This is a genomic window from Marinomonas sp. S3726 (assembly GCF_000967665.1).
Classification (GTDB): domain Bacteria; phylum Pseudomonadota; class Gammaproteobacteria; order Pseudomonadales; family Marinomonadaceae; genus Marinomonas.
In genome coordinates this window covers 1-21,424 of sequence record NZ_JXYC01000032.1, presented here as the reverse complement: position 1 = coordinate 21,424, position 21,424 = coordinate 1, and the positions used below count along the sequence as shown (strand labels likewise).

Annotated in this window: 18 protein-coding genes; 12 read left to right on the top strand and 6 right to left on the bottom strand. The window is 38.5% G+C overall.

Annotated elements, in window-relative coordinates; genetic code table 11:
• Window positions 1-101 precede the first annotated feature (101 nt).
• From TW85_RS20915 to TW85_RS20895, 5 genes are all read left to right on the top strand, one after another.
• The gene (locus TW85_RS20915) at window positions 102-668 is read left to right on the top strand and encodes a hypothetical protein (protein WP_046019099.1); all 567 of its coding nucleotides are present in this window, start codon (window positions 102-104) and stop codon (window positions 666-668) included.
• A 43-nt stretch (window positions 669-711) separates the two neighbouring features.
• Entirely contained in the window at window positions 712-1,095 is a 384-nt protein-coding gene (locus tag TW85_RS20910) for a nuclear transport factor 2 family protein (protein WP_046019098.1), read from the top strand.
• Window positions 1,096-1,332: 237 nt separating this feature from the next.
• Complete coding sequence (locus TW85_RS20905; protein WP_046019097.1) at window positions 1,333-3,306, top strand: methyl-accepting chemotaxis protein; 1,974 nt, start codon at window positions 1,333-1,335, stop codon at window positions 3,304-3,306.
• A 649-nt stretch (window positions 3,307-3,955) separates the two neighbouring features.
• On the top strand, window positions 3,956-5,626 hold the full coding sequence (locus tag TW85_RS20900) for a GIY-YIG nuclease family protein (protein WP_046019096.1): 1,671 nt from the start codon (window positions 3,956-3,958) through the stop codon (window positions 5,624-5,626).
• A 282-nt stretch (window positions 5,627-5,908) separates the two neighbouring features.
• On the top strand, window positions 5,909-8,839 hold the full coding sequence (locus TW85_RS20895; protein WP_046019095.1) for an RNA-binding domain-containing protein: 2,931 nt from the start codon (window positions 5,909-5,911) through the stop codon (window positions 8,837-8,839).
• Window positions 8,840-9,091: 252 nt separating this feature from the next.
• On the opposite strand, the gene TW85_RS20890 is transcribed toward TW85_RS20895, so the two are convergent.
• Window positions 9,092-9,970: a LysR family transcriptional regulator gene (locus TW85_RS20890; RefSeq protein ID WP_046019094.1), complete on the bottom strand. Its 879-nt coding sequence runs from the start codon at window positions 9,968-9,970 to the stop codon at window positions 9,092-9,094.
• A 133-nt stretch (window positions 9,971-10,103) separates the two neighbouring features.
• On the opposite strand from TW85_RS20890, the gene TW85_RS20885 reads away from it, so the two are divergent.
• Window positions 10,104-11,186, top strand: a complete 1,083-nt coding sequence (locus TW85_RS20885; RefSeq protein WP_046019093.1) for an FAD-dependent oxidoreductase — start codon at window positions 10,104-10,106, stop codon at window positions 11,184-11,186.
• Between the two features lie 157 nt (window positions 11,187-11,343).
• On the opposite strand, the gene TW85_RS20880 is transcribed toward TW85_RS20885, so the two are convergent.
• A complete protein-coding gene (locus tag TW85_RS20880; RefSeq protein ID WP_046019092.1) occupies window positions 11,344-12,225 on the bottom strand; it encodes a LysR family transcriptional regulator in 882 nt (293 codons plus the stop codon).
• 98 nt (window positions 12,226-12,323) lie between these two features.
• Between TW85_RS20880 and TW85_RS20875 the strand changes: the two genes are divergently transcribed.
• Window positions 12,324-12,740, top strand: a complete 417-nt coding sequence (locus TW85_RS20875) for a VOC family protein (protein WP_052702352.1) — start codon at window positions 12,324-12,326, stop codon at window positions 12,738-12,740.
• Window positions 12,737-13,753 (top strand): glyoxylate/hydroxypyruvate reductase A, encoded by a 1,017-nt coding sequence (locus TW85_RS20870; protein WP_046019091.1) that lies wholly within the window; start codon window positions 12,737-12,739, stop codon window positions 13,751-13,753. The genes TW85_RS20875 and TW85_RS20870 overlap by 4 nt, the downstream gene beginning before the upstream one ends.
• 60 nt (window positions 13,754-13,813) lie before the next feature.
• On the opposite strand, the gene TW85_RS20865 is transcribed toward TW85_RS20870, so the two are convergent.
• Complete coding sequence (locus TW85_RS20865) at window positions 13,814-14,704, bottom strand: LysR family transcriptional regulator (RefSeq protein ID WP_046019090.1); 891 nt, start codon at window positions 14,702-14,704, stop codon at window positions 13,814-13,816.
• A 154-nt stretch (window positions 14,705-14,858) separates the two neighbouring features.
• Between TW85_RS20865 and TW85_RS20860 the strand changes: the two genes are divergently transcribed.
• The gene (locus TW85_RS20860) at window positions 14,859-15,488 is read left to right on the top strand and encodes a LysE family translocator (protein WP_046019089.1); all 630 of its coding nucleotides are present in this window, start codon (window positions 14,859-14,861) and stop codon (window positions 15,486-15,488) included.
• A gap of 48 nt (window positions 15,489-15,536) precedes the next feature.
• On the opposite strand, the gene TW85_RS20855 is transcribed toward TW85_RS20860, so the two are convergent.
• The 3 genes from TW85_RS20855 to TW85_RS20845 all read right to left on the bottom strand — a co-directional run bounded on the left by TW85_RS20855 (window position 15,537) and on the right by TW85_RS20845 (window position 18,523).
• Entirely contained in the window at window positions 15,537-16,271 is a 735-nt protein-coding gene (locus TW85_RS20855; protein WP_046019088.1) for a MipA/OmpV family protein, read from the bottom strand.
• 288 nt (window positions 16,272-16,559) lie between these two features.
• Window positions 16,560-17,159: a DUF938 domain-containing protein gene (locus TW85_RS20850; RefSeq protein WP_046019087.1), complete on the bottom strand. Its 600-nt coding sequence runs from the start codon at window positions 17,157-17,159 to the stop codon at window positions 16,560-16,562.
• Window positions 17,160-17,470: 311 nt separating this feature from the next.
• Window positions 17,471-18,523: an alkene reductase gene (locus TW85_RS20845; RefSeq protein WP_084616455.1), complete on the bottom strand. Its 1,053-nt coding sequence runs from the start codon at window positions 18,521-18,523 to the stop codon at window positions 17,471-17,473.
• A gap of 176 nt (window positions 18,524-18,699) precedes the next feature.
• Between TW85_RS20845 and TW85_RS20840 the strand changes: the two genes are divergently transcribed.
• The 3 genes from TW85_RS20840 to TW85_RS20830 all read left to right on the top strand — a co-directional run bounded on the left by TW85_RS20840 (window position 18,700) and on the right by TW85_RS20830 (window position 21,369).
• Window positions 18,700-19,599, top strand: a complete 900-nt coding sequence (locus TW85_RS20840) for a LysR family transcriptional regulator (RefSeq protein WP_046019086.1) — start codon at window positions 18,700-18,702, stop codon at window positions 19,597-19,599.
• An 82-nt stretch (window positions 19,600-19,681) separates the two neighbouring features.
• The gene (locus TW85_RS20835; RefSeq protein WP_238326272.1) at window positions 19,682-20,236 is read left to right on the top strand and encodes a shikimate kinase; all 555 of its coding nucleotides are present in this window, start codon (window positions 19,682-19,684) and stop codon (window positions 20,234-20,236) included.
• Window positions 20,237-20,499: 263 nt separating this feature from the next.
• A complete protein-coding gene (locus TW85_RS20830) occupies window positions 20,500-21,369 on the top strand; it encodes an MYG1 family protein (protein ID WP_046019085.1) in 870 nt (289 codons plus the stop codon).
• Window positions 21,370-21,424: the final 55 nt, after the last annotated feature.

Here is a 21,424-nt window from a genome sequence, read left to right as displayed (position 1 = left end):
TCGGCGGGTTTTTTTATTTCTGCAAGTCGGTAAGATAAGTATAGATAATACAAATGTGATGGCGATGAAAAACAAGTAGTAACAACAACCTAGGAAGTAAAATGGATGACGATAAGCACTTTTACATCGATTTAAAGCGCAACCTGATCAAAGATGGACCAAAATTCCTTTCCCATACTGTCATGGCTAAAGGAGACACTGTTTTTTTAAGACCCACCATGGGCGCAATGATCTTCTGTATCATTTATATCGTGGTAGGTCTTTTTTTATTAGGGTTAGCAGGTGTTATTTATTGGAAGTCCAGCCAGTTAGACCTCACCGTCTTTATCGGCATTTTTGGTAGTGCGATCGGTATGTTTGGGGTTGCGCTTATCAGACCATTTATGAAGCGTGCAAAGTTTGATAAAGACACAGGTCTATTTGATAACAACCAAGACAGAGACGTAAAGCTAAAGCATATAGTATCTCTACAAATTCTTAATAAAATGATCGAAAGAGGGCAAGCGCCTAGCTATGAGTGTTTTGAGCTAAACCTGCTGACCAAAAATGGCCGACGTATCAATATTCTTAACCATAACGACTTACAACAAATGCAACTAGATGCCGCCGTACTGGCTAATTTCTTAAAAGTAGAAGTCACAGATCTAAGGCGAGAGCTCAATATTTAATTGAATCTTTAAAATACTAAAAGATAAATAATCGGAGAGCGTGATGAAGCATGATCTTGAGTTAAATAAAAAGAACGCCGTTGCTTTTTACAAAACCGCTTACCTTGGTGAGCCAGAGAAAGCCGTAGCGCTTTATGTGGGGGATCAATACATACAACATAACCCGCTAGTAGGTGACGGCAAACAAGCTTTTATCGAATACTTTGAAGAGATGTCACGAGACTACCCGGATAAAAGCATAGCGTTTGTCAGAGTCATCGCAGAGGGCGATCTAGTCTCACTTCATACCCATCAAACTTGGCCTGATAATGATGAATACGTCACCATGGATTTCTTTCGGTTTGATGATAATGGCAAAATCATAGAGCATTGGGATGCCATTCAGAGTGTTCCAGCCGAAACTAAAAACGGTAATTCAATGTATTAGGGTTTAGAAGTGTTCTTAAGTTCATAAAGCCTATCGGACTCAAATACATGAATTTATAGAAGTTTTAACGGCATTTTTAAGAAAATCAAGCCAAACTTTACAAGTTAGTTACAAGAGAACATAAAAACATCCCATAAAACTACGTAATGTAATAAGAATTAACAACATACTTATCGATTCTTAGTCTACGCCCCTCTTTAATTAAGGTATCTCATTAAATAAAGGGTGAACCAGCCTATGCAGCTTTTAATTCGATCTTTATCACCTCATCTTGGGGTGCTAGTTCTTCTGCCATGTATCCTATTAGGCGGTGTTATCTTTTTCGATGTATTTCATTCTTATAACAAGATGCAGGATGCCTACAAGGCTGAATACAATGCATTTATGTCCCATGATGTACTTAAGGTTGTGCACGAAGTTCAAAAAGAACGAGGGACAAGCGCAGGTTATATTGGCTCAAAAGGCAAAGCGTTTGGGCCTCAATTAAAAGAACAGAGATTAGTGGTTGATAAGGCTTATCAAACCTTGTTAGCTAAAAGTGAAGCATGGACGCTTTCTAGTGAGATGGAAGCAGAACTAAGCAACATTAAGAATGCTTTTGCTGACATTAACAGTATTCGAAACCAAATTGATTCATTGACACTTCCTTTAGGAAAGGCTTTGAGTTTTTTTAACAACATAAATACGCTTGGTTTGCATAGTGTTATCTACGCTTCTAAACTTAGTGCAGACCCTGTTATCTCTTCAGAACTTTTTGCTATTTATAACTTCTCATCAGCAAAAGAGTCAGCAGGTATAGAAAGGGCAGTTTTAGCCAACATTTTATCCATAGGAAGTTTTAACCCTGCCTTGAGGATAAAGCATACAGAGCTAATAACAAAACAAGACTTCAACTTAAAGCAAGCCTTAGACGCAGCCCCCAAAGCCATTTTTACAGTTTTCTCACAACTAAAACAGTCAAGCGCTAATCAAGATGTGGTTAGAGTACGTGAAGAGGTCGCTAAAGCCGATTCTGGCTTTAAAACCGATTCTAAGACTTGGTTCAGTTACGCAACCAAAAGAATTGACGAGCTAAAGAAAATGGAAGAAGAAGCCATGTTAGTGGTTGATAATACCGCAATACGTATACAGAAAGATGCCGTAATATTGCTTCTGGTGGAAATTATTATCTTCATCCTTGGGGCTCTAATTACTCTTGCTTTATTCTTAATTATTAGAACTAGAAGCAAGCAATCACTAAAAATTGCCGAAGGGATTCAAATTGCTACACAAGAAAGAAATATGGCACACGAGATAGATGTCGTGAGCTTTGACGAGCTCGGCGATGCTGCAAAAGGTATTAACAGACTAACAAGGCTCTTTAGTGATGACCTAAGATCCTTTGAGCTTGCTTCTCAGCATATCTCAGCCTCAACGGATGAAACCTCAACCTCGATAAAACAAAGCCAAGTTAACTTGATAGAGCAAAAAACTGTGGTGCAAACCATCGCAACGGCTGCTGAGCAAATGGGCATCAATGTTTCAGAGATAGCCCAATCTATGGAAAGTAATGCAAGCTCAGTGTCAGAGGTGGTCAGTAACGCACAAGAAGGGCAAGAGACAGTTAGCAAAGCGGTTGATGTTATCCATCAAGCAGCAAAAGACATGGAAGAGTCTTCTAAAGCCATCAACTCACTTAACGAGAGAGTGGGCAGCATTTCCTCCCTTGTGGACATGATTAGAGGCATAGCCGAACAAACTAACCTACTTGCACTTAACGCCGCCATAGAAGCCGCAAGGGCAGGGGAACAAGGACGAGGCTTTGCCGTAGTTGCCGATGAGGTACGAGGGTTAGCAAATAGAACCAGGGCCTCCACAGATGAAATTGCAGAAGTTGTGAGCAAGCTACAAGAAGACTCAAGTAATGCCTTTAATATCATAGATCTGGGCCAGAAAAACGCGCTACTTGCTACCGAACAATCAGAGCTGATTAAAATCGTTCTAGATAAGATCACAGGCCAAGTAGAAGAGGTGCAATCGGTAACAAGCTCAGTGTCTAAAAACACACAAGAGCAAGCCACAGCCCTAAGTGAAGTAAATAGCAGCTTGATCAATATTTCAGATCAAGCAACAGAAAACGTAGCAGGAGCAGAGCAAGTCTCCGTCGCTGCATCCAGCATCGCAGACTCAGCCATGGAAATGCGAGATCAAATTAAGAAATACACAATCTAAAGGCTAAAAGAAAAGCCTAGAAAAATGCGTGTCTTAATTCTTCTTTTAATGAGAAATAAGACGCGCATTTTTTACTTTAGTCACTGCAAATTTGTTTTAGTCACTGCAAAAGCAATGTGTTCCATTCCATCAAAGCAACAAAACAAGCTGCTAACACCCCAAGATCATCCACTTTACAGATATGCCTTTGTAATATTTGTTTAACAAACACCATTCAAACCTTAAAATTTTAACCTCTTTTCTTCTGTGAGAGAGGCGATATTCCTTTCAGTAAAGCCACAGTTGCTTTCTTTATGATGGATTGGCCCTAGAAAAATATTTGGTAGCTTAAATAAATAAGCGTTACTAAATATTAAATACGGGTTCACTTTTTGAGACTTTTATCAAAATTTTAATTGATATTTAGCTCTTTCATTAGAGAAATTTATATTAAATAAAAAGCTAATTTAAGCCCTTCTATATTAGTGTTTAGTAAATCTAATCTAGTGATTTAAAATTCTTTCTAGTGAATTATTTTATTGATTTAAGTGATTGGGGTTCAGTTTTTATGGCTGTGTAATCGCTGCTTAAAAAATGTGTTTGTGGTGCTTTGTTTATTCAGTAATATTGAGCGATTTTTAAATTTAACCTATTGATTTAAGGTCTTTTAATGGAATCTGACTCTTCAAATATTACATCTTTAATTGTTCTTTTAATATTCGTATTACCGATTATTTTGTCCTTATATTATCGGCATAAATATAAAAAAGAAGCTGTAAAGCTTGAGCGTTCAATTATTGAAGTTGCTAATTTAGAGAACTCTAAAGGCGAATTGTTAAAAAAACTTGAGCCAATTTTAGATGCAGAAGAAGAAGCCAGAAAAATTATTAATGAAGCAGAAAAACATCTTGAGCAGTCTGTTCAAAAATTAAGTGAAGCTAAAAATAAAGCTCAGTTAACCATTGCTGAAAGTAATAATGAAGCTGAAAGAAGGCTAGATAAAGCAAATCAACAAGCTGAAAGAATTGTAGAAAGCTCTCTTACTGTAAAGAAAAATACAGAAGCGGAAATTAAGGTATTAAAGCAAAAAGCTTCAAATATCTTAAGCGATGCAAATACAGAAGCTGAAGCAATTGTTTCTGAAGGTCGAAATGAAGCAGAACGGTCAATAGAGTATGCAAATAACAGAGCGGAGGAGATTGCAGGCTCAGCCTTAGAAGCAAAAGACAAAGCGGATAGTTATGCGGCAGCTATAAAAGCAATGAAGAACACAATTGAGGGATATAAAGATGATTACATAATCCCTAACCACTCAGTATTAGATGATCTAGCTGAAGAGTATGGCCATAAGGAGGCTGGTGCCCAGTTAAAGCTACTTCGACTGCGAGTAAAAAATATGGTGAAAGAAAACCGAGCCGCAGATTGTGATTATGCTGAAGCAAACAGAAGAGCTTATGCCATTCACTTTGCAGTAGATGCATTTAATGGAAAGGTTGACTCTGCATTAGCAAAAGTAAAAAAAGACAATTTTGGCAAAATTAAACAAGAAATCATTGATGCATATGCGCTTGTTAATCACAACGGGGCTCCTTTTAGGAATGCGCGAATTCTTCAAGAGTATCTAGATACAAGGTTAGAAGAATTGAAATGGGCTGTTGCTACCCATGAATTACGTCAGCTTGAATTGGCTGAACAAAAAGCAATTCGAGATCAAATTAGAGAAGAAGAAAAAGCACGTAAAGAAATGGAGAAAGCAATAAAAGAAGCGGAAAAAGAAGAACGCCTGCTACAGAAAGCACTTGAAAAAGCACGTAAAGAGTTATCAGCTGCATCAGATGAGCAGAAACAACAATTTGAATCCCAACTAGCTGAGCTTGAAGCCAAATTACATGAAGCTGAAGAAAAAGGCCAAAGGGCTGTCTCAATGGCTCAGCAGACTAAACGTGGTCATGTATATGTTATTAGTAATATCGGTAGCTTTGGCGAAGAGGTATTTAAAGTTGGTATGACAAGGCGTCTAGAGCCAATGGATAGGGTGAAAGAGTTAGGAGATGCTTCTGTGCCTTTTAGCTTTGATGTACACGCCATGATTTATAGTGATGATGCGCCCGCTCTAGAGAAATCCTTACATAAAGCCTTTTATGAGAAGTCAGTTAATAAGATAAACCCAAGAAAAGAATTCTTTAGATTACCTCTTAGTGAAATTAAACAAAAAGTTATCAATGAAGGCGTTGAAGATATTCACTGGACGATGAAAGCAGAGGCGGCTGAATATAGGGAGTCTGTTTCGATGTTTGAGAGTTCTAGTGAAACTAATTTAGGGAAAGAGTTAGTTTATTAAATTTAAAGTGAAGGGATAAATAGTTTAAAAAGAAAGGCGCTCTAAAAAATATTATACCTATTAATATAAAAACAAGTCCATTTAAGAGAAATGGTTGTTATTAGGGTGGTTGTCTTTATAAATATAATTGTTTTATACAAAAGGTAATGATTGTTAAGTGCTTTTTTATGGTTTTTATTAGAAGTTGTCGAGTGTGTTTTATTAAGATGAAAGTTTAAGTGTTGTTTTAATCTATAAGATAATTAAAGATTCAATGCTTTATATTAAATAATAAGGAATAAAATGAAAGAAGATATTTCACTTCTTTTGAAAAAAGAAGAATCACCTACGTTAGAGTTTAAAAGGCAATGGTACTGGAATGACTCAACAATTAAAGAAGATATGTCCGATAAGTGGGGGGAGCTAATTAAGGATATAATATCTTTAGCAAATGGATATATTAATAAGGTTGGAGAATATCGTTATCTGATTTTTGGTTTTTCTGAAGAAGATAAGCATATATATAGTGTGAATTATGATGATATTAAACAATTAAAAAATTTAAGTAAATTTAAAAAAATCTTAGTTCAAAAGCTTGAAGGATATACAAAACCAGCACTTATCGATATTAATATTCAGTTTGTTCCTATAGAGTCAAAATATCTTCTCGTGTTTGAAATCCCAAGTCCGGTAAACTTAATTGAGTTAAAAAAAGAACTTAAAACTAAAACTAGACATCTTGATGAAGGGGCTGTGTTAATAAGAAAAGGTCAGCATACAGATGAAGTTCGTACAGCAGCTCCTAATGAAATTGAAAATTTAAAATTAGAATTTTCAAAATATAGAGACTCTGAACTATCAAGAAAAATGAACATGGAAAATGAATCCTCAAACTCAGAAAAATCAATTGAAAAAACCATTCAATTATTTATAGATAAAAATTCAAGTTTTTCATTGGCGGAAAAGTTTCCTTTTAAAGAACGTAACTGGAAAGAAAATATAGTATATGAAGTATATAGGTTAGAAGATGGCTTCTCAGGGTTAAGGGAGTTTATTTATATACATGAGAGCTCGAATCAAGGAAAAACCTTTTCCGATATAAAAGAAAAGAAATTGGTTAGTAATATTTCGACATCAATAATTTTAATTGATAGGCCTAAAATTAAAGACATAGAGCGCAGAAAAGTTAATATTAGAAAATTATTTCGTTCTGATTTTGTTTTTTTTATTGATGAATTCGGTTATGAGCATTTATATAAAGATTGTATTCTTCCTTATGAAAAGTTTAATTTGCCTGTATATGTTGAAGGTCTTTATGATGAAGAAGATGTTTTTGACTTATCAGCAATATATAGATTAAAAAAATGGTTTGAATCAGATAATGAACCTATTTTTGTCGTGAGTGGTCATGGTGGAATTGGTAAAACTACATTAGCTAAACAATTCCTAGATTCAGTTAGTGATGAATATACAGAAGCAGGTATTCTATTTATAGATTCAAAAGAAATAATAAGTGAACTTTCTAGAAATTTTAGTATAGAAAATAAAGTTACTGATGTTTTTGATTTTTATAAAGCATTAATGGATGCAGATGAAATAGAAGGGGCCAGATTCGACAAAGAGTCACTCCAGTTATCGATTGATAATGGAAGTTTGGTAGTTGTATTAGATGGTATAGATGAGGTAATGGCAAAGCTTGGAGAAAAAATTGATGTTGAAAAATTTATAACTTCAATATTTAAAGAGTATTCCTCTGGTTTGCATAAAACAAAGGTGTTAATCACTTGTAGGGATCATTTTTGGAATGAAGTTGGTAAAAAAATATTGCTTCCTGAAATAAAACTCAAAGCATTTAATCAATGTTTAGCAATGGATTTTTTTGATCAAAAATTAAAAAAAGATAATAAAAAAGTAATAAAAGCTATGACTATGGCTAACGATTTAGCTATTAACTCTGAAGAAGATAAAGACAAAAATTACATACCTTTTTTACTTGATATGATCGGTTATCTAATTAATACGAAAGGTATAACGGATAGTAATCAGGAATATTTTCATAGTAAATACTTAATAGCAGATGATCATACTGATCAATTAGTTGCTCAAGTTTGCCGGCGCGAAGTAATTAAACTAGAAAGTTTGTCTATTGATCAGCAGATAGAGCTTTTTATTAGTTTTGCATCAAAAAAACAAAATGGAATAAGTTTATATGATATTAAGAATGAGCTGTCAAAAATCACTTTAGATTTTGATGATTCATTGATTGAAAAAATAAAAGGGCACCCTTTAATTCAGTGTGAAGGAAATATGCTTTACTTCAGGTATGATGTTTTCGATACATATTTTAAAGGTCTGTTAGTTTATTATTTTTTTAAACAAAAGAATTCTAATTTGTTAAGTGATGAACTAGTTCGTATTGTAAGTGGTTATTTGAAGTACGATAGTAGCTTTACTGAATCTGTTGCACAGAAGCTTATTTTAGATGACGATATGATCATTTTTTGTATAGAGGTCTTCGAAGAAAATAATAAAATTGAAGGGAGAAATAATGAAATGTTTGTTTCTTCAGTTGTTTCACTACTTTTAACTATACTTAAAAAGGATAATGAAAAACAATCAAATCTTAACACTAGAACAGAGTTGTTGGAAAAACTATTTGGTGATGATGGAAAACTTATAGGTGTATGTTTAGTTGATATTTTTGGAGTATCAAATTCTAAGCCAATATTTGATTTTAGAGGTAAGGAACTTTTCAATTGTACTTTTAATAACTATGAGTATTTTTGGGAATGTAATATTGATGATAAAACTAGTTTTCATAGCTCAATATTTAAGGATATAGATCCTAGAGGAGGTATTAATTATAAAATACCTAATGGTGTTTTTAGTAGTAGTTGTGATTTAAACTCTATACAACATTTACTTTCAGAAAAACAAGAAGAGTCTAAGAGTACTCAGGAAGTAATTAAGTCTGATTTAGAAAAAGTTTTTAAGCTTTTTTATCAAAGAGGAAACTTCTACCCTAGAAAACAAGAGGAAGTTAGAAAAAAACTTTCGGCTGTAAAGCTATTGCCAAAACTAATGGATAAAGGTGTAATTAAAAATTTCAAAGATCCTAAAAAGCCTAAAATGAACCAATATAGGGTTTGTGAAAGTTATAAATCTGTAATTGATTATATCGAACAAGGAAGCCCTTCAAATGAATTTCAACAGCTTGTACAAGATTTTGTTTAGTATTTAGTTCTTCACAAATTGAAATTAGTGCTATCAATACTCCCATTCTAAAGTTTTTGTTTTTAAGATGGGAACAAGCTACTAACAGGACAGGCACTCCAATTTGAACTTAAACTAAACCCGTTCAAGCTTTATTAGATTCACTCAAGGATGAGGAATCTAGTAATGCTCTTTCTTTTAGTTAAGCGTAACTCTCTAATTTTTCTTCAAGACACCCTCTATTAACATTATGACTTCCAGCTTGGTCATGCTTTACTCGTGGCTGCCTTCCCTAAACAAATCCCAAAGCCTTTGTGCCACTGGCCCAACGGGCTCTGACTCCAGCCGTGCGATTCGGAACTCGATATTGCGCGGTTCAGGTTCGCCTTCGATTTTTATGCGCTTAAGCAACCCTTGCGCAAGTTCATCTTTGATTAGGTGCTCCGGGAGATACCCCCAGCCCATGCCTTGCAGGATAATTTCTTTATTGGTTTGATACTCATTGGTCCTCCATTGGTCGCCACCCTCAAGTGCGCCGTAGGTGGGTCGGTTGGCTGTTGGTTCGCTGATTAGAACTTGTGGATAGCCTTTCATTATCGCTTTAGGAACCACATCATATTCCTGCAGCAAAGGTGAGTTTGCTGAAATGACAGGGGCAAAGCGCACATTCAAAAAGGGCATAGATTCCAGTTCTTCGTGGTTTTGAATCCAGGGTATGATCAGCATTGATACTTGACCCTCTTTCAATAAATCCAGTGGCCCCATGCCATTGACAGAATAAATTTCTAAGCGGGTATTAGGGAACGCCTCTTTGCACTGCCTTACCGTATTAATAATAGGTGCGAGGGGCATGGCGGTTGTGAATGCAATGCTAACCTCCAACTCTTCGCCTGAGGCCAATTGTGTTGCTAGGCTTTTCAACGACTGCGCCTGACCCAGTACCAACTTCGCTTTTTCATACAATGCCTTGCCTTGAGGCGTCAATTTGTTTCTGTACTGGTCTCGATCAAATAGCTTAATACCCAGTTCATCCTCCAAGTTCTTTATGGAGACGCTGATCGTCGGTTGGCTTCGATTTAGGTTTTGAGCAGCTACACGCAGGGAGCCTCCCTCAACGATAGCTTGTAAGGATTTGAGTTGGTCGAGTGTCATAGTTTTCCTTTGTTAGAAAATATCTAAGTAGTTGGTAGCTATTATGCAATTTATTTAGATATTGTCTAATGATAGTTTGGGCTCAACATTAAATGAACTCCTAGTTAGAGCGACTAAAAATTGGAAAATAATTATGCAAAAGCAAACTGATGTACTGATAATTGGCGGTGGTTTTAGTGGTGTTAATGTGGCGCAGAAGCTATCCAAAGGTGGGCTCAATGTGACCTTGGTTGACAAAAAAAACTACTTTGAAGTGACGTTTGCCATGCTTCGCAATGTTGCAGACCCTAAACTGGTGGGTGATACGCCCCGTAAACTTTATAGCGACTTTATCGGTGGCACTTTTATTCAAGGTGCTATCGAGTCAATGAATACTCAAGAAGCGAATCTGGCTAATGGTGACACCATTCGTTTTAAACGGGCCATTATTGCATCGGGTAGTCATTACCCGACGTTACCATTAGCAAAATCGATTAGCGCATTTGACTATACCGAGCGTCATCAGGAAATGGAGGAAAATCACAAAACATTGGCTGCAGCTAAATCAATACTTTTGATTGGCGGCGGTAACGTGGGTGTGGAATTTGCCGGTGAAATTGCCAGCGCCTTTCCTGATAAAGATATCACCTTAGCGCATGCAAGTGATACGTTATTAGACAGCATGAAGCCTAAAGCACAACTTAAAGCATTAGAGCAATTAACGGCTAAAGGTGTAACGGTCAAATTTAAGCGCCGCTTCAAAAAAGAAGGAAACCTCTACCGGTGCTCACAAAGTAATGAAACCATTCAAGCAGACTTGGTATATGAATGTACTGGCATGAAGCCCAATACCGATTTCTTAAAAGCCGAACTTGCAAATGTTCTCGATGCTAACGGTTTGGTTAAAGTCGATTCATCAATGAATGTCGTAGGCTATAAGAATCTGTATGCATTAGGTGACTGTTCAGCATTAGATATACCGAAACATGGTTACCTTGCCAGTGTGCAAGGCAAGATGTTGGCAGACTCTATTCTGAAAGCTGATCAGGGTAAAAAAGTTAAGCCGTATAAAACACCAACAATCGCCATTATGGCCGTTACTGGGCACGATACTGGTGTTGCGCAATTTCCATTTGCTGTGTTCACTGCGAAATTTATTATCGGCCTGAAACAAAAAGATTTGGGTATTGGTGAAATGTTTAAAATGTTTGGCAGCAAACCCAATAAATTGAGCTGAAAGATAATATTAACAGAACAGGCATACCAACTTGGCCTTCTTCTAATGACTATCTAGCTTTATTAGATTCACTCAAGGATGAGCGTTTTATCAAGGCACCCAACGAAAACTTTCTGTTTAAATTGGGTGTCTTTGATCCTTCTAAATCTTTAATTTTCTAATCTTCCATCAACTCTTTGCTAGCTTTAATAACCGTATCTGAAAAGGCTTCAATCAATCGCTCTTTGCCCACTTGGCGATGGGTAATCAGCTGAATATGTCGTTGGTATTGCTTGCCTGAAATAGGCTGGATTTTTATGTTTGTTGCGACTTCCTCTAGTCCTTGCCAGATGGGCACTAATGAAACGCCCATATGACGTTTCACCATCAGAGCGATGCTCTCAAGGGCATCCAACTCACATAAGGTGTTGGCTGCTATATCGCAATCTAGCAAGTAAGAGTCGGCGATCGCGCCGCCCCATGCGGATCTGTCGTATTGAATATAAGGCAGGTTCAGCAAGGACTCTTTGATACTCAAGGTGTTTGTATCACTGCTAATAAAGCCCAGCTGCTCTGTGTATAGGGTGCTTGTTTGTAAATACTTGGGGCAAACAAAAGGCGGCTTTACGATAATGATGACATCAAGGCTTTTATCGAGCAGTTGCTGATATAAATTGGCCGAGGTTCCAGGTGAAATTTGTAGGTTGAGATCTGGTAGGTGAGTAGCGAGCTGTTGAATCACACTAGGCATGATGCCTGTTAAGGCAGTGGAAACAGCACCGACTTTTAAATCGCCAGATAAGCCTGTTTGGTCTAAATCATTTTGCAGTGCTTGGGTTTCTGCTACCAGATGCTTCAATCTAGGTAATAGTCTTAAGCAGGCTTCTGTTGGTTTGGCTGAATGGCCAGAGCGGTTCAGCAGCGGGCAGCCTAAACTTTGCTCTAGTGCTTTAATTCTCTGACTCACAGCCGCTGAGGTGAGCATTTGATTTCTTGCTGCGGCGGCGATAGAACCTGTGTTAACCACTTCTAGTAGGCTTGATAAAAATCGAATATCCAAAACAATTCCTTATGGTCATTCATATAAATATATAGTATTTGTTTTGAAATATGATTGCTAATCTCTCTGTCATGAGAACAAGCAGAGAGACAAGCGATATGCAATCGAACATTTTCCATTTAGCCATCAATGTGACTGACTTAAACCAAGCCCGTGCTTTTTATGGTGAACTGCTAGGTTCAGAAGAGGGGAGAAGTACAGAAACTTGGGTCGACTTTAACTTTTTCGGGCATCAACTTTCTCTTCATTTGGGAGAGCCATTACACACTAAGAACACAGGTAAGGTGGATAACATTGCTGTCCCTATGCCGCACTTTGGTTTGGTATTGCCCTTGGCGTTATGGCGAACTCTCGCCGATCGATTAACCGCTGCTAAGATAGACTTTGTGCTGCCTCCCACTCACCGCTTCGAAGGGCAACCCGGCGAACAATTTACCTTTTTCTTTTTCGATCCTTTTGGTAACCCGATTGAATTTAAAAGCTTTGCCGACATGAAGGAGGTATTTAACGCATGAAGCATATTGTCTTTCTTAGCCGTTTAACGGAAGAGGCTCAGTTTTTATGGATTGAGCATCTCAATAGTCAGTTGCAAAACCAGACGGTGTTGCTCCCTGATCAAATTCCTGAGAGAGAAGAGGCCTTGGTCGATATTGCTATTGTCTCTAATCCAAACCCTGAAGACTTGTTGCGTTATCCCAACCTTGTTTGGGTGCAAAGCTTATGGGCTGGGGTTGAAGGCTTGGTGCAAGCGCTGAAAAGTGATGTTTTTAACAAGGCTTGTTTGAATAAGAGAAGTTTAAATAAGAAAAGTTTAAATAAGAAAAGTTTAAATAAGGCAAGTTTTCAACTCGTCAGGCTCATCGACCCGACTTTGGCTCAAAGCATGGCTGAGTCTGTATTGGCGTGGACACTGTATTTGCAACGAAATATGCCCTGTTATGCCCAGCAACAAGGGCAAAAGCAATGGCGTAAGTTGCAGCATAGGGATTCAAAAGATTTACGTATTTCCATGTTAGGTGCGGGAAAACTTGGGCTGGGTTCCTTGAATTTGTTGCAACAGCTCAATTATTCCCTGAGCTGCTGGACTCGCTCTCCTAAAGAGCTTGATGGGATTAGCCACTATCATGGACAGGATGGTTTAAAGGCGATGTTGGAACAAACCGATATTCTAATTAACTTGCTTCCTTTAACGCCTAGTACTCATCATATGTTGAACAAAGAGACGCTAGCTTGGCTTCCTAAAGGGGCTAAGTTAATAAACTTTTCTCGTGGCGCCGTGGTTAATACGGCTGATTTATTAGCCTGTTTGGACTCGGGGCAAATTGAACATGCTGTATTAGATGTGTTCGAACAGGAGCCTTTGCCAGTTGAGTCTGAGGTTTGGTCTCACCCTAAAATTACTGTGCTACCGCACATCTCAGCACCGACAAATAAAGAAACTTCTGCCAAAATTGTGGCTGAGAATATTCATTTATACAGAACTGAAAACAAGCTGCTAGAGAGCGTGGATATTAAGCTTGGCTATTAAATTGAGCGATTAAGTTGAGCGAATAAAATGAGTTACTCGCTTTCTTTTAGTTTAAGTTTTTTATTGAAGCCTTGCTTCAAAGCAGCGCCATGCAGATTTTGCCGCATGAGAAGAAAAGCTACCGGCTTTTCTGGCGACACAAATAGGGCGGGGATGTTCTGGCATTAATGGAATGACTTTTATATTTGGGTGGGAATCAGGCACAGCCAATTCGGCCACAATAGAAATGCCTAACCCCGCTCTGATCAAAGCGAGAATTGAGGTTAATTGTACGGCCGTGTGTTTTGCTTTTAGGCTGGCATTCGACAGGTAAAACCATTCTCTTATTAGGGCTTCGCTGCCTCCTTTGGTTAGGATAAAGTCTCGCGACATGATCTCTTGTACCGATAAGGTAGGTTGTTTAGACAAGGTGTCGTTTTCATTTACTAGCGCAACTAAACGATCTGTCATGACAGGAATGATATCGAGATCTAGCGCTTGTTTATCAACAATGATGGCGAAATCGACTCGACCTTCTCTTAGGGCTGATAAGGCACCTTCGTCCGTATACTCATAAATTTCAATCTTAATATTAGGTGAGCTTTGGCTAATTCTTTGAATGAAATTGGGCAAAATATGAGTGGATGCAGATGCCCCAAAAGAGGCAATTTTGATGGTGCCAGCCCCTTCTTTTTTGATCTGTCTAAGCTGTTGAATTAACGCATCTTCTTTTTCTTGTTGCTGCTTCGCGTACTCTGCAATTAATTGTCCTTCTTGGGTTAACTCAAGAGGGCGATTGTCTCTTCTGATTAATTCCACTCCCAATCTAATCTCAGCGTTTCTAATTGCTTTGCTCGCAGCAGGCTGGCTCACATTTAAAGCTGTCGCTGCTTGAGTGATGCTGCCCAACGATGCTAGCTGTACTAATAATTTGGGGACTAAAGCAGGGATGTCATTTAATTCGTCAATCATAAAAACATAACTTCAGGTTATTTTGTTATGCATCAGTATGCTATCAGACTGAGCCTAGCACTAGGAAAACTTAAGACATTACTCATAAGAGTTGATGTGTTTTTTCAACGACAGCCTGTTTTTAATGACAGCTAATTTTAAACGGAATCACGAAATGGCCACTGAGACATGGTTAACCTTTATTATCGCTTCACTCATTCTGACAATGACACCTGGACCAAGCATCATATTAGGCATGCTTCATTCGATGAAATATGGCGTCAGACAAACGAGCTTTACAGCGCTGGGGGATATTTCGGCCAACTTTATCCAGATGATAATAGTGGCAGCAGGTTTAGGGGTTGTTATTGCCAGCTCTGAAATGGCATTTACCCTGATTAAATGGTTTGGGGTAATCACATTAGTCTATATGGGCGTTAAAATGTTGCTTGATCGCAGCGTATTAAATCTTTCTGGTGCAGATGATACGACAACATCCATTGGTGCACACACGCTTTATATAAAAGGGTTTTTGGTGGCGGCGGGTAACCCAAAGGCCATCGTGTTTTTTACGGCATTTTTCCCTCAGTTTATCGATACCAGCCAGCCCTTATTGCCACAAATGGCTATCATGTGCCCGACAATGGCGTTGCTAGATTTTACCTGCGTCATGCTATACGCCATATCTGCTAAAGGGCTTTTATCTTTCTTGCAAGATAGCCGCAATTACGTAAACCGATTTGGCGGCTTCGCCTTATTAGGTGCTGCTATTTATTTATCGATAAGTAGCAGCGCGTTTATTTAGTGGTTTTATTTAAACGTAATGCCTATGAGCTTTAATTTTAATGGCTGTTTAAAATGTATAATTCGCCAGAATAGTACCTGAATAATTATAGTTTTTTGAGACGATAGGGCTTGAGTTTACTTCATCCGAATATCGTACATAATTTAATATGGTCACGATATTTAAGTTGTTTGTGATAGGTGAAATAGTCCTCAATCCATATTTGATTGCGGTCGTATCTTTAATCGAAAAGTTGGCTATTCTTCCTGAAGTTCGTGCAGATTCCGAAGCAGAAACAGAGTATAAATACTCGCTCATTTGTTCATCCATATAGATATAATCAATACTCCCTCTAACAATTAAAGGCGCTTCTAACGCTGAATAGAGAGGTAAGTGGACGCCAGCTTGTATTGAGTAGCCATCATGCCTACCTGAAATATCTTGCTCTATCGTGGCGTTGAATATACTCGCTCTCAAACTCCCTTTAACGTAGACACCTCCCTTTCTTCTATCCAGCAATTGCATGTCAGCATTCGTCGAGTCATCAGGGTCAAAAAAATTGTCTTTGTATGCTATAGAAGCGTCTAAGTAATTCGTTAGATGGTAACCAATGCTTCTTTGTTTAATAAAAAAGGTGTCACTATCATAAGATAAAAAAGGAGCAAAGACGGTGTCCTTGTTTGTATCTAAATAGATAGATGAACTCTCATTAACTAATATGCCAATAGATCTCTCAGAATTAGCCAAAATTAGATCAGTATTTAATATTAGTGCTAAAGGGAATAAGAATTTTATAGGTTTCATTATTTAGCAGAACTCTTTAGTTACATCACTTTGTGGGGTGTCGAAATCACTAAAGTTGACTGTGTGAAAACCACTTGGTTCCGCTTTTTAGAAAAATTATTTAAATATTTTTGCTTTACTTTTTTAATATTAATTTATTATTGATTTATTGTGTGGTTTGGCCAAGGTATTCAGTTTAAAACGCACAACTCAAAACGCTTTAATTGGATTCTTTTTGCATGGATAGAGCACCTTGACCTGTTTATTTAGCTTGTCTATCTAAATAGGCTTGAAGATAACGTATTCAGACTACTTAGCACTCACTCGCCAAACTAATAAACGGTTGTTTGCTGGCATTGGGTTATCTGCAATCAGTTCTAATTCTTGCTCGCAAGCCAGTTTGTTGACTGTCTCGAAATCACGAATGGCACGATGAGGTGCTTGCTCTTTTAGCCAGTCATTAAAGCGGGCATTGCTCTCGCTGGTAAATTGGCCTTGGTAGTTAAAAGGGCCGTAAAGGAAGAAATAACCCCCTTCTTTGAGTGCGCTAGGGACAAACTCAAAGAATTTTTCAACTTCTTCCCAAGACATAATGTGTGCTGTGTTGGCTGAATACAGAAAGTCGACTTTCTCGTTAGTCCATTTCGCCGTGCTGATTTCAAGCTCAAGTGGCGCTTTGAAATTATCGCGTTGTGCATCTGCAACCCAAAGTTTAATGCCTTCTAGATAGTCTGTCTGGTCACTAGTTTGCCAAGCCAAATCTGGGTAATGCTGTGTTATGTGTTCACCATGTTGGCCTGTGCCACTGCCTATTTCTAAAAGTATTCCACCTTCTTTTACGTATGGAGCGAGTATCTGGCGAATAGGTTCTTTATTGTTTTCAGAGGCTTGGGAAAATGGTTTATTCATAACGTACCTTCATGATGATTGAGGAATCACTTAGATTTAAGCGCAAGATTCGATTGCTTTAGAGCGATAGGAGGCTTATCTCAAGTGTGTTTGAAATCTGAACAAATGATTAATTGCGGCGAGCTTAACATAGATACGGGCTAAATCTGCTTATATTATGTTTTTCTAATGGGATCTTGGCTAATTAGAGAATGCCTCCAATCCCTATGAACTAAAGCCAACTCATAAAAACACCCAAGCAAAGCGGCTAAATTTTAGTTGGGTGCCTTTAATCGTTTTTCTAGATGATGCTTTTAATTGGGCTGAATGCTTTAGTAAAGTTCGTGCAGCATGTCATTATTGTATTCGACCAATGCTGTTTCCTGTTTTACCTTTTCTACAAAGTCTGGATTGGCAATAAAAGGTCGACCAATTGCAATTAGGTCAGCATCACCATTTTCAATGGCTGCTGCGCCACTTTCTACACTGTATCCACCAGAAGCGATGAGCGTGCCTCGATAATGTTGACGAATGTACTGAGTCACTGTTCCGCCCAAATGCTCGTAAGGTTCATCAGCAAACATTCCAGTATGAACGTAAGCTAAATCGTATTGATTGAGTAGCGGTAGTAGATAATCAAACACCTGTTTGTCACGATCATCGTGCTCTAAGTTGATGTAAGCCTGAGGAGAAAGGCGTAAGCCAACTTTTCCTTCTGGAATTGCTGCTTTTACTTGATCGATAACTTCAATTAAGAAACGTGTCATGTTTTCGACTGTGCCACCATATTCGTCTTCGCGGCGGTTGGTATCCCAATGTAGAAACTCGTCAATGAGGTAGCTATTGGCACCGTGAATTTCAACACCATCAAATCCTGCTTCTATCGCATTTTTAGCCGCGATAGCGAACTGGTTTTGAACTCGCTTTATTTCATCTTTCGTAATAACTCGTGGTGTTTCGTATTCTAGGTTTTCTGTACGGGGAACATGTCCATGACCAACGATAGGCACTGCTGAGGGTGCCATAGGCAAAACACCATTATGATAAATCGAATGAGAGACACGACCTGTATGCCAAATCTGAGCAAAAATCTTTCCACCGTTTTGATGTACTCGCTGGGTGACTGTCTTCCAGCCATCAATCTGAGCTTGAGTATATAGCCCAGGGGTATTGGGATAGCCTTGACCATCTTGTGATACCAGTGTGGCTTCGCTAATGATTAAACCTGCATCTGCACGACGGCCATAATAAGCGGCCATTGCTTCGGTTGGTACTAGGTTATCGTCTGCCATGGAACGAGTTAACGGGGCCATGATTATACGGTTTTTTAGGGTTAAATTTGCCCCAAGATCTACAGAGTGAAATAAGGTATTCAGGTGACTCATAGTTACTCCTATGAACGATCTCGTCGTTCATTTCATTAATCGGATCAGTTGATGACGTTAGCTTATCTGTTTCTCATATTTGTACTAGATAGGTGAAAGTGGTTTCTTTGTTCTCTTTTGGTGTACAGTGAGGTGAGTGGTAACGAATGTGATTAAACTTAAGTGGATGAATTTAAATGGATGAGCTAAAGCGTATTGGTGTGTTTACTCGCGTTGTTGAAACCAAGAGTTTCTCTGAGGCAGCACGGCAATTAGGAGTAGCAAAGTCTGCTGTGAGTAAACAAATTGTCCAGCTAGAAAAAGAAGTGGGTGTGCGTTTGCTTAATCGGACAACACGCAGTTTGAGCCTGACTGAAGCGGGTGAGATTTTTTATCGTCATAGTGCCGAAATTGTTAATCGAACAAACATTGCTTTAAGCGAACTGCGAGAGTATCAAGACCAACCGACAGGCACATTACGAATCTCTTGCCCTGTTAGTTTTGGTACAGAGCACTTAACGTCTGTGATTAAAGACGTTCGTTCTTTGTATCCATTATTAAAAATTGATTTGTTATTGGAAGATCGCATTATCAATATGGTGGAAGAGGGCGTTGATCTTGCGATTCGAATAGGTTGGTTACAAGAGTCTAATCTGGTGGCTAAGATGATTTGTGAAGCGCCTGTAAGTGTCTTTGCCAGCCCTGAGTATTTAGCCCAAAAAGGCACACCAAAAACACCGCAAGACTTACAAAAACATGACTGGATTAGTTTGTCTCTTTTTAGCTCACCTCTTACGTGGGAATTTGAAAAGAAAGGCCAGAAACAAAGTGTTCAGATGCACAGTCAGTTAAAAAGTAACTCGGTTGCTGCGGTTATAGCTTTATCAAAAAGTGGGCAAGGTATCTCCGCGCTTTCCACATTTTGTTTGCAAGAAGATTTTGAGAAAGGCTTGTTGCAGCCATTATTAACGGATTACGAACTTGAACCGAGCGGTATTTATGCCGTGTATCCTCATCGTGAACATGTGCCACCTAAAGTACGTATCTTTATCGACTTCTTATCAAAATATTGCCAGAGCGCAAGGTGGTTACGTTGATTTAGAAAATCATAATGGGAGCTTTACTTCAAATTTTGATTGTTCGAGTTACTATCTATTCATTAATCAAGGAGAAGAGATTTTGAATAAATTAGACATTGTATTAATTGGACCTATGGGAGTCGGTAAAAGCACGATAGGTAAACTCTTGGCTTCACATCTCAAGTTGCCTCAAAAGTCGATGGATGAGTTTCGTTGGGATTATTATAAAGAGATAGGCTATGACAAAACCTATGCTAGGGAGCTCGATCAAACAGAAGGCGGGTTGAGCGTCTATCGCTATTGGAAACAGTTTGAGATTCATGCAGTTGAGCGCCTGTTAGAAGAGCATAACAATTGCGTCATTGATTTTGGTGCTGGTCATTCTGTTTATGAAGATGATGCTTATCTGCAACGAGCAAAAGCGGCGCTTAAGCCTTTTCAATATGTCATTCTATTATTGCCTTCACCTGATAAATCGCTGTGTTTAAAGCGATTGAACGGCAATGAAATCGATGAAGATGCAGAGTTGAATCGACACTTTATTGAGCACAAATCGAATTATGAGCTTGCTACACATATAGTCTATACAGAAGGCGCTACACCAGATGAAACGCTAGCTGATGTCTTGAAGGTCATCATGGTATCGCTAAATTGAAAAATGGGTACCTTTATCTTTGACTTAAGGTATTAGAAAGCCCGCATGAGAAAACTGAGGTGCTTCTCAATTAATGTCTTAAGTGTTTTTAATCTGCTATTTTTGTCGGCCATCTTGCTATAGAATCCCCGTACCTTTTTTAGGGTATTCGAAGTAGCAAGGTTGATTCAGGTTTATGGTATTAAATAGGCCGTGATAAATCCCTTCTAAATGCTTATACCTCTAGTCTTACTTTTTTATGCAACAGGCAAGATACAATTCCAATGACTGATATTACGATAGCAACCCATAATGGTAACTTTCATGCTGATGATGTTTTTAGCGTCGCGGCTCTGAAAACGATTTTCACTAGCTTTAATCTGGTTCGTACTCGTGACTTAGAGGTTATCAAACAAGCTGATATCGTATTGGATGTGGGCGGTATCTACGATGCCGATGCTGGTCGTTTTGATCACCACCAACGCGGTGGTGCAGGTGAGCGTGAAAATGGCATTCCTTATTCTTCTTTCGGTTTGATCTGGAAAAAGTACGGTGTTGAGATTTGTGGCGGTAACAAAGAAATTGCTCATTCTGTCGACACGGGTCTCGTTTCTGTAATCGATGCGGTTGATTGCGGCCATGTTGAAGGCGTATCTAAAGGTATTAGCCTTAGCCAAACCATTTCTATGTTTAACCCGACATGGCAAGAAGAGAGTGATTACGATGCTTGCTTTGAAGAAGCTGTAAACTTTGCTTCTCGTGTTCTAACGCGTTTTATTGCTGCTGCAACTGGCGGTATTAGCGCTAAAGATATTGTCGCTAAAGCCATCGAAAAAGCAGAAGATCCAAGACTGATCGTGCTAGAGCAATACACACCTTGGAAAACAACGGTTCATAGATTGTCTAAAGAAGCCTTGTATGTGGTTTACCCTTCAGACACTGGAGAGTGGCGTATTCAGACTGTCCCTGTTGAGCTTGGCTCTTTCGAAGACAGAAAGTCTCTACCCAGCCCTTGGGCAGGTTTAGCGGGTAAAGAGCTGCAAGAAGTGACAGGGATTTCAGATGCTATGTTCTGCCACAATGGTTGCTTTATTGGTGGTGCTCAATCATTTGAAAGTGTGATGAAAATGGCAGATATGGCGCTTAAGGCTTAATTAGTTGCGATAGCCATTTGTGTTTGTGCTGCTCTTAGGAACTTAAATGATAACA

Bases quoted from the DNA above. Each gene is read 5' to 3' on its own strand.
- TW85_RS20915 (WP_046019099.1), top strand. From the start codon at position 102: ATGGATGACGATAAGCACTTTTACATCGATTTAAAGCGCAACCTGATC.
- TW85_RS20910 (WP_046019098.1), top strand. From the start codon at position 712: ATGAAGCATGATCTTGAGTTAAATAAAAAGAACGCCGTTGCTTTTTAC.
- TW85_RS20905 (WP_046019097.1), top strand. From the start codon at position 1,333: ATGCAGCTTTTAATTCGATCTTTATCACCTCATCTTGGGGTGCTAGTT.
- TW85_RS20900 (WP_046019096.1), top strand. From the start codon at position 3,956: ATGGAATCTGACTCTTCAAATATTACATCTTTAATTGTTCTTTTAATA.
- TW85_RS20895 (WP_046019095.1), top strand. From the start codon at position 5,909: ATGAAAGAAGATATTTCACTTCTTTTGAAAAAAGAAGAATCACCTACG.
- TW85_RS20890 (WP_046019094.1), bottom strand. From the start codon at position 9,970: ATGACACTCGACCAACTCAAATCCTTACAAGCTATCGTTGAGGGAGGC.
- TW85_RS20885 (WP_046019093.1), top strand. From the start codon at position 10,104: ATGCAAAAGCAAACTGATGTACTGATAATTGGCGGTGGTTTTAGTGGT.
- TW85_RS20875 (WP_052702352.1), top strand. From the start codon at position 12,324: ATGCAATCGAACATTTTCCATTTAGCCATCAATGTGACTGACTTAAAC.
- TW85_RS20870 (WP_046019091.1), top strand. From the start codon at position 12,737: ATGAAGCATATTGTCTTTCTTAGCCGTTTAACGGAAGAGGCTCAGTTT.
- TW85_RS20865 (WP_046019090.1), bottom strand. From the start codon at position 14,704: ATGATTGACGAATTAAATGACATCCCTGCTTTAGTCCCCAAATTATTA.
- TW85_RS20860 (WP_046019089.1), top strand. From the start codon at position 14,859: ATGGCCACTGAGACATGGTTAACCTTTATTATCGCTTCACTCATTCTG.
- TW85_RS20855 (WP_046019088.1), bottom strand. From the start codon at position 16,271: ATGAAACCTATAAAATTCTTATTCCCTTTAGCACTAATATTAAATACT.
- TW85_RS20850 (WP_046019087.1), bottom strand. From the start codon at position 17,159: ATGAATAAACCATTTTCCCAAGCCTCTGAAAACAATAAAGAACCTATT.
- TW85_RS20845 (WP_084616455.1), bottom strand. From the start codon at position 18,523: ATGAGTCACCTGAATACCTTATTTCACTCTGTAGATCTTGGGGCAAAT.
- TW85_RS20840 (WP_046019086.1), top strand. From the start codon at position 18,700: ATGGATGAGCTAAAGCGTATTGGTGTGTTTACTCGCGTTGTTGAAACC.
- TW85_RS20830 (WP_046019085.1), top strand. From the start codon at position 20,500: ATGACTGATATTACGATAGCAACCCATAATGGTAACTTTCATGCTGAT.